At 68.8% G+C, this 12,563-nt stretch carries 10 protein-coding genes and 1 pseudogene; 10 read left to right on the forward strand and 1 reads right to left on the reverse strand.

The genetic code is table 11. The features are described 5' to 3' along the window. The 8 genes and pseudogenes from Q0R13_RS21665 to Q0R13_RS21700 all read left to right on the forward strand — a co-directional run. A pseudogene (locus Q0R13_RS21665) lies at window positions 1-1,024 on the forward strand (hypothetical protein); the annotation flags it as partial. Window positions 1,025-1,192: 168 nt separating this feature from the next. Further along, the gene (locus Q0R13_RS21670; RefSeq protein ID WP_293907895.1) at window positions 1,193-2,347 is read left to right on the forward strand and encodes a right-handed parallel beta-helix repeat-containing protein; all 1,155 of its coding nucleotides are present in this window, start codon (window positions 1,193-1,195) and stop codon (window positions 2,345-2,347) included. A 162-nt stretch (window positions 2,348-2,509) separates the two neighbouring features. Beyond that, entirely contained in the window at window positions 2,510-2,722 is a 213-nt protein-coding gene (locus tag Q0R13_RS21675) for a hypothetical protein (protein ID WP_293907897.1), read from the forward strand. 192 nt (window positions 2,723-2,914) lie between these two features. After that, entirely contained in the window at window positions 2,915-5,482 is a 2,568-nt protein-coding gene (locus Q0R13_RS21680) for a polar localization protein TipN (RefSeq protein WP_293907899.1), read from the forward strand. A gap of 51 nt (window positions 5,483-5,533) precedes the next feature. Next, window positions 5,534-5,941, forward strand: a complete 408-nt coding sequence (locus Q0R13_RS21685) for a DUF4112 domain-containing protein (RefSeq protein ID WP_293907901.1) — start codon at window positions 5,534-5,536, stop codon at window positions 5,939-5,941. A gap of 83 nt (window positions 5,942-6,024) precedes the next feature. Continuing rightward, on the forward strand, window positions 6,025-7,074 hold the full coding sequence (gene rfbB, locus Q0R13_RS21690) for a dTDP-glucose 4,6-dehydratase (protein ID WP_293907903.1): 1,050 nt from the start codon (window positions 6,025-6,027) through the stop codon (window positions 7,072-7,074). Further along, window positions 7,071-7,949, forward strand: a complete 879-nt coding sequence (gene rfbA / locus Q0R13_RS21695; protein WP_293907905.1) for a glucose-1-phosphate thymidylyltransferase RfbA — start codon at window positions 7,071-7,073, stop codon at window positions 7,947-7,949. The genes rfbB and rfbA overlap by 4 nt, the downstream gene beginning before the upstream one ends. A 281-nt stretch (window positions 7,950-8,230) precedes the next feature. Continuing rightward, window positions 8,231-8,785 carry an FxDxF family PEP-CTERM protein gene (locus Q0R13_RS21700; protein ID WP_293907908.1) on the forward strand — a complete coding sequence of 185 codons (555 nt, stop codon included), beginning with the start codon at window positions 8,231-8,233 and terminating at the stop codon, window positions 8,783-8,785. A 127-nt stretch (window positions 8,786-8,912) separates the two neighbouring features. Here Q0R13_RS21700 and Q0R13_RS21705 read toward each other — a convergent pair whose 3' ends face one another. Then, complete coding sequence (locus Q0R13_RS21705) at window positions 8,913-9,845, reverse strand: glycosyltransferase family 2 protein (protein WP_293907910.1); 933 nt, start codon at window positions 9,843-9,845, stop codon at window positions 8,913-8,915. A 278-nt stretch (window positions 9,846-10,123) separates the two neighbouring features. Between Q0R13_RS21705 and Q0R13_RS21710 the strand changes: the two genes are divergently transcribed. Together Q0R13_RS21710 and Q0R13_RS21715 are read left to right on the forward strand one after the other, a co-directional pair. Further along, window positions 10,124-11,362: a glycosyltransferase family 4 protein gene (locus Q0R13_RS21710; RefSeq protein WP_293907912.1), complete on the forward strand. Its 1,239-nt coding sequence runs from the start codon at window positions 10,124-10,126 to the stop codon at window positions 11,360-11,362. Window positions 11,363-11,554: 192 nt separating this feature from the next. Beyond that, window positions 11,555-12,460, forward strand: coding sequence for a SurA N-terminal domain-containing protein (locus Q0R13_RS21715; protein WP_293907914.1), 906 nt, complete (start codon window positions 11,555-11,557; stop codon window positions 12,458-12,460). Window positions 12,461-12,563 lie beyond the last annotated feature (103 nt).

Raw genomic sequence — 12,563 nt, forward strand, 5'->3', positions numbered from 1 at the left:
GGTGACGATCTCCGACAACCTGATCGTCGGCACCGGCTACAGCGGCATCCGCGTCCAGGGCGCCAACGGCATCACCATCAGCAAGAACGAGCTGGTCTCCTTCGACGGCGACAACAAGACCTACATGCTGATCCAGGACTCCGACAAGGTGGTGTCGACCGGCAACAAGGGCGCCCAGATCGGCTACGACAACTCCACCCACGTCACCGAGGTTGGCACCGCCGCCACCACGGCAATCACCGACCACGGCGCGGCGTCCGAGCAGAACTGGCTGAACACCCATGCGCTCGGGGCCGACCAGAAGGCGGTGCTGCAGTCGATCGCCAATGCCGCCAAGGCGATCTTCGTGCCGACCCCCGAAGTGCTCCATGCCGGCAATGAATCGCTGGTCGGCGACGCCGGGGACAACATGATCAAGGGTTACGGCGGCAACGACACCCTGAGCGGCGGCGGCGGCAATGACACCCTGGTGGGCGGAACCGGCGACGACGTCTACATCGTCCAGAACGGTTCGACGGTCATCGTCGAGAAGGCCGGTGAGGGCATCGACACCGTCATCGCCCGCGGGGAGCACTGGCTCGAGGCCAATGTCGAGAACCTGGTCATCGAGACCGACGACGACAAGGGCTGGCGCGGCTGGGGCAACGAGCTCAACAACCGCATTACCGGCAACGCCGGGGCCAATGCGCTGGACGGCGGGGCCGGCAACGACACCATCAACGGCGGCCTCGGCAACGACACCATCACCGGCGGCCTCGGCAACGACCTGCTGACCGGCGGCGGCGGCGACGACGTGTTCCGGTTCGCGCCGGGCGGTGGCAAGGACACCATCACCGACTTCGGCAGCGGCGCCGGCAAGGAGATGCTGGACATCTCGGCCTACATCAAGGCCGGGCTCGCCCCGACCATCACGGAAGTCGACCACCACGCCCTGATCTCCTTCAGCAACGGCGACAGCATCGCCCTGCTGGGCCTGCACGCCACCGACCTCGGCTCGGTATCGAAGACCGGCTGGCTGTTCTAAAGATGACCAATGTGGCGCCGTCTTGTCTCGCTGGGCGTGGCCCTTTGCCTCCTGGTGACGGGCGCCGCGGCATGGTCTAAACACGGTCGTGGCGGTCATGTGCTGGCCGCCACGAGCCGCGTCTTGGGTTCAGGCCCGGCCCGGCTCATCCTGACGGGGGGCCGGACTTTGTCGAACCAGCCGATCGATAGTACGGCCGGCCTGCTGGCGGCGCTGAAGGTCGCGCAAGGCGGCGATGTCCTGCTCCTGGCCCCCGGCGTCTATTCCGGCCTGAACCTCAACCACATGTCCTATGGCCAAGGGATCACGATCACCTCGGCCGATCCCGCCCATCCCGCGGTGATCACCGACTTCAACCTGGTCAACGTCGCCGGGATGACCTTCAGCCATGTTGAGTTCGCGACCCTGGACCACACCGGCGACAGCGACGGCGGTGACAAGTTCTGGGCCTTCAAGGTCGGCCGTTCCGACGACATCCACTTCTACGACGTGAAGGTCCACGGCTCGCTGGACGGCGACAGCACCAACGATGCCGAAGGCCTGCAGGTCCGCGACAGCAGCAATATCAGCGTCGTCGGCTGCGAGTTCCAGCAACTGGAACGTGGGCTGGCGATCGGCCAGACCTACAATGTGGTGGTCACGGACAACAATGCCCACGACCTGCGCTCGGACGGCTTCGACTTCGCCGAGGTGAGCAATGTCGTCCTGACCGGCAATACCTTCCGCAACTTTTCGCCCAACGCCATCGATCACCCCGATGCGATCCAGTTCTGGACCTCCGGCACCAAGACCCCCTCCCATGACATCATGATCTCCGGAAACGTGATCTTTCGGGGCGACGGCGCCTACACCCAGGGCATTTTCCTGCGCGACCAGATCGGGACCTTGCCCTATCAACGGGTGACGATCGCCGACAACCTGATCGTCGGCACCGGCTACAACGGGATCCGCATCCAGGGCGCGACGGACCTTACCCTGCGCGGCAACCAGTTGGTCTCCTTTGCCGGCGACAACAAAACCTGGCTGCTGATCCAGGGTGCGGACATCGTCAACGCGATCGGCAACCAGGGCGCCCAGATCGGCTTCGACAAGTCCACCCACGTCACCCAGACCGGCACGGTCATAACCACGGCCGTCGACGACCACGGCGCCGCGGCCGTCGAGACCTGGATCGCGGCCCATCAGCTGAGCGGCAGCCAACTGGACGCTCTGGCGCCGATCCGCGTCGTCGCCCCCGAGCCCCAGGCCTTGCTGGATCCGATGACGATGCCGGGCGGGTTCAGCTTCATGGGCATGGGCGGCTCCGACTTCCTGCTGGCCTGAAGCGCGGCGGGTCCGCCGCGGCGACCGGGTCCGGCGAACGGCCGCCATGACGGTCCGGGCCATCCGTCGCCGCATGACAAAGATTTCACGTTGCGCAATCTCGCGGTGCGCCTGGCCCTGCCCTATACCGGCGACCGGCGGAATTGTCCCCGGGGGGACCCCATGGCGACATTGACGGAAATGGTGGCGGCGGTGGTCGTGCATTCGTCGGCCGCCGCCTTGTCGCACTTCGGCGTGACCCTGGACGCCGAGCAATTGCGCACGCCCCCGCCCGCCGAGCATCGCGTGGTCGCCCGCTCGCCGCGCAAGGCCGAGCGCATGGTCAAGGCGATGGCCGGCCCCGACACGCCGCGCGCCCACGTCATCAAGGCCTGATCGGGCCCTGGGCCGCGCGCTCGCGCGGCGCGACATTCCGCCCGACCTGGTCCCGAATCGCCCCGCGCCTGTTTGCGTCCGCCCGCGCCAAGGGTAATCGTGGCGGCCGGGACCTTGCGGCGCGGTCGGGGGCGACCGGACCGGTCGCAAGCGCCCGAGGCGGCCCTCACGAATGCGAAGGAACGGCCTGTCATGAAGTTCTCCAAGCGGCCGCAACCGATGCAATTCGGGAGCCCCGATGCGGAGCCGCAGGATGGACCGCAGGCGGTGTCGGGCGAGGGGGCCGCGTCCCTTGGCCCCCAGCCCTTTGGCTCCGAGGCCGAGGCCGTCGGGTTCCGCCCGCTGGACCCGGCCCATGACGGCCCCATGTCGATCCACGGCGTGCGCCAGCACATGATCCGCCATGCGCCGCACGCCGCGGCCCATCCGCTGCTCGACCTGGACGCGACCGCCCCCGCCGGCTGGCCGACCTGGGTGATCGCGGTCGGCGTGGCGGCGCTGTGGGCGCTGGGGCCCATCGCCTTCGCCATCGGCTATCGCGGCAACGTCGCGCCCCTGCAGAGCGACCCGTTCGCCATCGCGGTCTTCGCCCTGCTGGCCATCGGCCCGGCGGCCTTCGTGCTGGGCGCGGCCTACATGATCCGCCAGGGCCAGACGCTGGCCTTCGAGGCGCGACGGTCCAAGGCGATGGCCGAGGACATGCTCTCGCCCGCCCTGTTCGCCGCCGCCCGGGCCGGCGACGTGGCCCATGCGGTGCGTGACGAGATCAGCCGCGCCGCGGGCGCCGCCGACGAGGCCCGCGAGACCCTGACCGCGCTCCGCGACGCCCTGGCCTTCGAGACCGACAAGCTGACCGGAGCGACGGCCCAGTCGGTGCGCACCGCCCAGGAACTGGCCACCACCCTGGGCCGCGAGCGCTCCGAGATGAGCGGCCTGGCCCAGACCCTCGACGCCCAGGCCACCCGGGTCGCCGACGCGGTGACCCAGCAGGCGCGCATGGTCACCGAGGCTGCCCAGGTGGCCGAGACCCAGATCCGCGAGGCCGAGACCACGCTCGCCGCCCGTGCCGCCGACCTGGCCGCCGCGGCCGGCGAGGCCAGCGACGCCGCGCGCACCGCCGGCGAGGACCTCACCCGCCACATCGCCCGCCTGGAGACCGCCGGGACCGGCGTCGCCGAGCAGGTGCGCGCCGTGGAGGGCGGCCTCAGCGCGCAACGCATGGCGCTGGTCGGCCTGGGCCAGGCGCTGAAGGCCGATCACGCGGCGTTCGCGGCGGGCGCCGACGCCCATGCCGCCAAGCTGGGCGAGTTCATCGCCGGCGCGCGGCTGTCGTCCGCCGCGATGACCGAACAGGCGACCTCCGGCGGCGCGGCCCTGCGCCAGCTGATGGCCGACGCGGCCCTGCATTTCCGCGACCTGGCCGAGACCGCCAAGGCCGAGCGCGAGGAGTTCGGCCAGTCGACCCTGCAGTCCCTGGACGCCGTCTCGTCCGCCGCCGGCGCGCAGCGGGCGCAGCTGGAGGCCCAGACCCGCGCCGCCATCGACGCCCTGGCCACAGCTGCCGAGGAGACCCGCGCCGCCGCTGCCCGCCATGCCGCCAGCGCCCGCGAGCAGGTCGACCAGCTCTCCGAAGCCGCCTTCAGCGCCGGCCAGAAGGCCAACCAGGTGTTCGAGGCCCGGCTCGAGGAGGCTCGCGCCCTGGTCGACCAGTCCTCCAGGCTGGTCGACGACGCCGGCGAGGCCGCCGCGCGCCGGCTGGAGGCGGGAGCCGCTTCCGCCCGCACCACCCTGGAAGAGCTCACGGCGATGATGGTCGAGCTGGAGCAGCGCGCCGCCAGGTTGCCCGCCGCCGCCCGCGGTCAGGCCGACCAGGTGCGCGCCGCGGTGACCGAGGGCATGGACGAGCTGATGGCCCAGGCGCGGCGCACCGCGCAGGAGGCCGAAGCCATCGACGTGGCCTTCCAGGACCGCGTGCGCCGCAACTTCGAAATGCTGTCGGAGGCCGTGAAACTGATGGGCGTGGTCGCCTCCGCGCACACCGCCGCCCCACCGGCCCCAGCCCTGGCGGCCGTCCCGCTGGCCGCCATCCCGCTGGCGCCGGCCCGCCGCGCCAGGGCCGCGCCGCCCGCCGAGCTCGACGAGCCGCTGGAACTGACGACCCCGGTCGCGCCGGCGCAGGACCCCGAGCAGGCCGCGGCCGCCGCCCTGGCCGACCGGATCGGCCTGCGCAACCGCATCCGCCTGACGCCCACCGCCACGGACAAGGAGTTCACGGCGGTGTTCGAGGCCGCCAGCGGGGGGTCGCCGCCGGGGGCGACCGACGCCGAGGATGGCGAAGAGGGCGGCGAGCCCTGGACCTGGAAGGACCTGCTGGCCTCCCTCGACGGCTCGGACGGGGAGGGCGAGCGGCTGGAGGAGGTGCTGGGCGCCGAACTGGTCCGCATGGGCGTCGACGCCGAGAAACTGCTGCCCATGGCGCGGATCGAGGCGATCGCCGCGGCCGTGCAGACCGGCGACCTGGACGGTGCTCGCGAGGTGGTCCGCAAGCTGGCCCCGGCCGCCACCCGCCGGATCGCGCGCCGGCTGTTCACCGACGACGAGGTCAAGCGCCAGACCGAGGTCTATGTGCGCCGCTACAAGACCCTGATCGACGACGCCATCGGCCGCGATCCGGAGGGCTTCATGCTGGAGAGCCTGCTGGGCGCCGAGGCGGGCCGCATCTTCCTGCTGCTGGACGCGGCGGCCGGCGACATGATCTGAGACGGAACCGTCCACGGGAACCGCGGCCAGGGCGCACCGCTTTGACACCGCATGAGTGACCACCGCGAGCGCGCGCACACGGCTTGGCGACGGGCCGAACGCATCAAGCAGCTCTCCGACCGGGTGATCGGCATCGGGCCGTGGGGCCTGGGGCTCGACGGCGTCCTGGCCTGGGTCCCGGTGGCCGGGCTGGTCTATTCGCTGGGCGCGGCCGGCGTGCTGTTGAACGAGGCGTTCCGGGCCGGCGCGTCGCGCGGCACGCTGGTGCGGATGGCGGCCTATCTGGGCGTGGACAGCGCCCTCGACGGCGTCCCCTTCGTGGGCTGGGCGCTGGACACCCTGTTCACCGGCCACGCCTTCGCCGCACGCGCGCTTCAGAAGGACATCGAGAGGCGCCACGGGCCGCCTGCGGACACCACGGCGGCGAAGATCGACCTCGCCCTGGTCACCGGACGTTAGGCCCTGGCGCCTGAGAATGTATCGCCTTGAACAGGTGGGCTTTCATAGTAAGGGAAGCCCTCGTTTCAGCTCTGGGGGTAGGTTTGAAGATCCTGATCACGGGCGGAGCCGGCTTCATCGGGTCCGCCGTCGTGCGCCGGGCCATCGCCGATGGCCACCAGGTGGTGAACCTGGACGTGCTCACCTATTCGGCCAACCTGGAGAATGTCGCGAGCGTCGCCGGCCAGCCCGGATACGCCTTCGAGCAGGCGGACATCTGCGACCGACCCTCGGTCGAGGCGGTGTTCGCCCGGCATCAGCCCGACGCGGTGATGCACTTGGCCGCCGAGAGCCATAACGACCGCGCCATCGAAGGCCCGCTGGACTTCGTGCGCTCCAACATCCTGGGCACCGCGGTGCTGCTGGAGGTGTCGCGCGCGTACTGGACGAAGCTGGAGGCGGCGAAGAAGGCCGCGTTCCGCTTCCACCATGTCTCCACCGACGAGGTGTTCGGCGCCCTTGGCGAGGACGGCGACTTCACGGAAGATACGCCCTACGACCCCAACTCGCCCTATTCGGCCTCGAAGGCCGCCGCCGACCACCTGGTCCGCGCCTGGCACCGCACCTTTGGCCTGCCGATGGTGCTGACCAACTGCTCGAACAACTACGGCCCCTATCAGTTTCCCGAGAAGCTGATCCCGACGGTGATCACCCGGGCGCTGGAGGGCAAGACCATCCCGGTCTACGGCGACGGCCGGCAGGTGCGCGACTGGCTGCACGTTGACGACCATGCCGACGCCCTGCTGCTGGTGCTGAGCAAGGGCCGGCTGGGCGAGACCTACTGCGTCGGCGGCGACGCCACGCAGCGGAACCTGGACGTGATCAAGACCATTTGCGCCCACCTGGACAGGATGGCGCCGGCCAACACCCCCCACGCCGACAAGATCGCCTTCGTCACCGACCGGCCGGGCCACGACTTCCGCTATTCCATCGACGCCTCGAAGCTGGAGACCGAGCTGGGCTGGCGGCCGCGCATGGCGCTGGACGACGGTCTGGAGGGCACCGTGCGGTGGTATGTCGACAACTACGGCTGGGTGGAGCGCATCCGTGAGCGGGGCTTCCAGTCCGAGCGCCTGGGCCTGGTGAAGGCGTGAGAAGGGGCATCGTCCTGGCCGGTGGAGCCGGCACCCGGCTGCACCCGCTGACCATCGCGGTCTCCAAGCAGCTGCTGCCGGTCTACGACAAGCCGATGATCTACTATCCGCTGTCGGTGCTGTTCCTGGCCGGCGTGCGCGAGATCCTGATCATCACGACGGCCGAGGACCAGGCGGGCTTCCAGCGGCTGCTGGGCGACGGGTCGCGGTTCGGGGTGCGGTTCGAGTATGTGATCCAGCCGACGCCGGGCGGCCTGGCCGAGGCCTATCTGCTGGGCGAGCACTTCATCGCCGGCGAGCCCAGCGTCCTGATCCTCGGCGACAACATCTTCTTCGGGCAGAACTTCGTGCAGATGCTGAAGGCGGCGGATGCGCGGACGCAGGGCGCGACGGTGTTCGGCTATCCGGTGCACGATCCGGAGCGCTACGGCGTCGTCGAGCTGTCGCCCGACAACAAGGCGCTGTCCATCGAGGAGAAGCCGGCGAAGCCGAAGTCCAATTTCGCGGTGACCGGCCTATACTTCTACGATGGCCGGGCCAGCGAGATGGCCAAGACGCTGGAGCGCTCGGCGCGTGGCGAACTGGAGATCACCGCGCTGAACGATCTCTACCTCAAGCAGGGCGAGTTGCACGTGGAGCTGCTGGGCCGCGGTTTCGCCTGGGAGGACGCCGGCACCCACGACAGCCTGATCCAGGCCGGGGAGCTGATCCGCACCTACGAGCAGCGCCAGGGCCTGCGCATCGGCTGCCTGGAGGAGATTGCCTTCGGGAACGGCTGGATCGACCGCGCGGAGCTGATGAAGCAGGCCGAGGTCCAGGCGAAGAGCGAATACGGCCAGTACCTGCGCGAGCTGGCGGGACGCGCCGGGGCCTAGCACCGGGCTATTCTGAACAGCCCGTGAGCAGGCTGGGCCGACGCCGGCGGCGGGGCGCCCATTTTTCAAACTCACCCTATGCGTTAGGTGAAACCTACTCGCCCGTGTGGGGAATACGGTTGCCGGAAGATTAAGACCAAGGCTTTGTGGGTTCAGGCGGACTAGCGAGGTCCGTTGAGCGGACCGGGGTCGCCTGGTTCGCAACACAGGCCTCGCGATGGGAATGATTGACGAATTCCTAATGTCGAGCTATTGGCTTTGGTTAGGTTAAGGGGCTTTTCATGCGTACGATGACGAAATTTCTGGGCGCGGTGGCGGCGGTAGCCGTTATGGCGAGCGCGAGCTCGGCCGGCGCGGTGACGATTTTCACCAACATCAACCAGGTAAACCTGGATCTGTTCGGCACCGCCACCTTCGGCGCGACGACCACCGATCTGGGCGCCTTCACCCACACGTTCAACTTCATGACCACGGGCCTGAACGACGCCAGTTCGTCGGTGGTCACCATCCAGCTGAAGAGCGGCAAGAAGGACATCGACTTCACCTCCGTGAAGCTCGACGGCTTCGCCTTCACGCAGACCGGCTTCGATCCCAGCGCCGAAACCTGGGACCTGACCACGGCCCTGCTGACCGCCGGTTCTCACGCCATCGTCCTGAAGGGCTCCGTGGTCTCCGCGGGCCCCGCTCTGAAGGACGCCGCCAGCTACTCCGGCACGCTGAACATCTCGGCGATCGCGGTTCCCGAACCGGCGACCTGGGCTCTGATGATGGTGGGCTTCGGTGGGGCGGGCGCGATGCTCCGTTCGCGCCGCCGCACGGCCCTCTCGGCCGTCTAAGCCGATACCGATCTAGGACTGACGAGCCGCCGACCGCAAGGTCGGCGGTTTTCGTCGTTTGGATGCGGGGTTTGCGTTTGGTCCGTGGAGACCAGTCGACCGGCGTATGACATCCCCACTCGGAGACCTAGCCGGCCCAGGATGGACGACCGGACTCGTCCCTGAGGCCCGCCGCGACCCCTTCGAAAACGTAGCCCACCTGGCGCCAGGCCCCTCTACGCGCGTAGCGCCAGACCGAATGCAGGAGTATCCCGGTCACGGCGGTGGGCAGAAACCAGGGGTTCATCTGTCGCGTCAGCCGCACGCGGTTGCGCGCGTCGAGGTAGATCGACAGCTTCGGGCGCTGATGGAACGGTCCCGCCCAGCCGGTGGTCGTGCCCTGGTGGTGCCTGACGATGGCGTCCGGTGCGAAGCCCAGGCGAAACCCCTTGCGCCGGGCGCGAAGGCACCACTCCACCTCCTCGACATAGAGAAAATAGTCGGCGCGCATGGGACCCACCTGCTCGATGAACCTGCGGCTCACCAGCATCGAAGCGCCAATCAGATAGGCCTGTTCCGCCTCGATCTGCGCGGGGTCCACGGGATCGTCCACGCGTGCGAACAGACCGATGGATCCGCCGATGGCCAGCCACGGCCGCCAGCGCCCCCCATAGCCCTGCACCTGGCCGTTGGTCGAGACCATGACGCCCCCGACGGCTTCGACATCGCCGCGATCGAGACGGCGAAGCAGCGCGGCCATGGCGTCGGGCTGGGGCTCGGTGTCCGGATTCAAGATCCAGACGGCGCGATAGGCGCCGCGGGCCGCCTCTATGCAGTGGTTGATCCCGCCGGCATATCCCAGGTTGTCACCGGGGTTCAGCGTGACGACGGCCTGCCCGCCGGGCAACCGATCCGGCGCTGTGGCGGTCAGCAGGCGATAGGCCTCGTTCCCGCCGTTCTCGCAGATGTAGACCGTGAAGTCGGCATGGGTGGACAGGGCGAGGGACGCCAGGCAGGTCTCGATGTCCCCCGGATTGCGGAAGCCGATGATGACCACGGCGACATGACTGCTCGAACTCACGATGCTCGCCTTCCAAAGTCTGAGGGTCAACCGCCCGGCCGCCTTCGCTCATTTCCAACTAGCCCGCCTTGGACAACGGCGCCCGAATTGTCGAATAGGCCGGCCGATTGTGGGCCTGGACGATTGCCACGGTGCAGGCGCCTGGGGCTGTACGTAGAATGTAGACGGCGATTCTCTGCCCCTACGTTGGTGCGCCGGTCGGGTCGCTGCAAGGTGGGGCCCTCACTGGCGACGTCGGCGGACAACGACGTTGCGTACGGATGCGGAAGGCTGGACTGATGGTGTCGTTGCTGCTGTTGGCGCCGGTCTGCAACGGAGATGACGTCGGCGAGGCGTGGGTCGCCTACCAGTGGGCCAAACACCTGGGCGAGCGGCACGACGTCACGCTTCTGACCTACCATCGGCGCGGGGCGCGGCCGGCCGCCGATCAACTGCCCGGGCTCAGGGTGATCGAGTGGATCGAGCCGCCCTTGGTCGGTCGAGCCGAGCGGCTGAACGCCATGCTCAAGCCCGGCTATGTTCCCTATTACATCAAGGCGCGCCGCTGGATCCGCGAGGCGATCTCACGCGGCGAACACTTCGACGTCGCCCACCAGGTCGTGCCGGTGGCCATGCGCTATCCGTCGCCTGCCCTTGGGTTTGGCATTCCGCTGGTGATGGGCCCGGTGGGTGGGGGGTTGTCTTCCCCGCCGGGCCTGGCCGCGGATGAAGGGTCGACGCCCTGGTACATGAATCTGCGCCGCTTCGATCGGGCGAGGATGCGGCTGGATCCCCTGTTGCGGCGAACCTATGAACAGGCCGACTGCGTCCTGGGGATCGCCGAATATGTGCGCGACCTGCTTGAGGGGCTCGATCTGCGCCGGTTCGAAGTGATGAGCGAAACGGGCCTGGACAGCATTCCCGACCCGGTCGATCGCACCGGCCGCAAGGGGACGGTGCGTCTCCTGTACGTGGGCCGCCTGATCCGCACGAAGGGGGCGCGGGACATATTGCGCGCAATGCCACAGCTTGCCGATCTCGACCTGCACCTCGACATCGTCGGCGAAGGTCCCGAACGCGCGGCCTGCGCCGCCCTGATCGCGGAATTGGGACTTACCGCGCGGGTCACGCTGCACGGCTGGAAATCGAAGGAAGAGGTGGCCCGGTTCTACCGGGACGCCGACGTCTTCGTATTCCCCAGCTACCGCGAGCCGGGGGGAAACGTGGCGCTCGAGGCGATGGGATACGGCCTGCCGCTGATCGTCGTGGATCGCGGCGGTCCGGGCAGCGCGACCAACGACGACTGCGCGATCCGGCTGCGGGCCGTGACGCCGGACCTGCTGTCGCAGGACGTCGCAGATGCGATCCGCAAGCTCACAGTGGATCCCGATCTACGGCAAGTCATGGGCCTCGCGGCGCGCCGGCACGTCGGAGCCACGGCGCTCTGGGGGGCGAAGATCGATCGTATCGACGCCATCTATCGCGATCTGATCGCCGCGAGCGACCGCACCGTTCCAACTGGCGCGCCCCGCCCGTGAGCGACCACGGGTCGTCAGGCCAGCGGAAGTTGGGCTTCCGGCCTGCTTCCAGTACAATTCCGTTCGTGCGAGAGTCGTGATCGCGTCGGTGAGCTTCGCCGCGGGGCGGAGGCAGCACTTTCGCAACGCATTTCGGCTGATACTGTTCAGGATTACCGTCGACAAACGGTCGTATCGGTCTGGGAGGGGCAATTGAGAATTCGTTCATTCGCTATCGCGGCGGGGCTGGGCGCGACCGTCATGCTGTCGGGCTGCGACAAGATAAAGAGCCTGACCGGCGGCAAGCCGGAGGGCCAGGTGGCCGCCACCGTCAACGGCGAAGAAATCACCGCCCTTGAGGTGCGCGCCGAACTTGGCGGTTTCGGGTCGCGCGATCCCGAGGTCATGAAGGCCGCCCAGCAGCAGGCCCTGCAGCGGATCATCCTGCGCCGGCTGCTGGCGCAGGAGGCCCGCAAGCAGAAGCTCGACAAGTCGCCCGACTTCACGATCCAGGTGGCGCGTGGCGAGGAAACGCTGCTGGCGCAACTGTATGAGCGCAAGCTGGCGGCGACCGTCACCAAGCCGACCAAGGCGGAGGCCGAGGCCTTCGTGGCGGGCCATCCGGACATGTTCGCCAACCGCAAGGTGATGTTCGTGGATCAGGTGATCGCGGCGCCGAACAAGATCGCGCCCGATCGCATACGGCCGCTGAAGACCCTGGACCAGGTCAAGGCCCTGCTCGACTCCGAGAACGTGGTCTACCAGCAGAACGCCGTCGTGCTCGACACCCTGTCGGCCGATCCGCGGCTCGTGGCGGGGGTCAACGGCCTGCCGCCGGGCGAGGTCTTCGTGATCCCGCAGAACGGCTCGCTGATGTTCAATCAGATCAACGGGTCGCGCGCGGTGCCCTTCCGCGGCGACATGGCGGCGGCCTATGCGATGAACGTGCTGCGCCAGCAGCAGGCGCAGAGCTCGGTGGTGAAGAAGGTCGAGGTTATGCGCAAGGCGGCGGAGAAGGCCATCGTCTACAATGCGGCCTACAAGCCGCCGCCGCCGCCAGCGGCCAAGGCGCCAGGAGCAGCCGCCGCCGCGGCTCCGGCCGCGCCGGCCCCGAAGTAGTCTAGCTTCCGCGGCGACGGGCGGGGCGAAAGCCTCGCCCGTCGTCGTGCCGATTGGCCTCGCCCGCGCGGCGGGCGAGATGTCGCGGGCGGTCCCGCCCGGG

Origin of the sequence: Phenylobacterium sp., assembly GCF_025351295.1 — a bacterium.
Classification (GTDB): domain Bacteria; phylum Pseudomonadota; class Alphaproteobacteria; order Caulobacterales; family Caulobacteraceae; genus Phenylobacterium.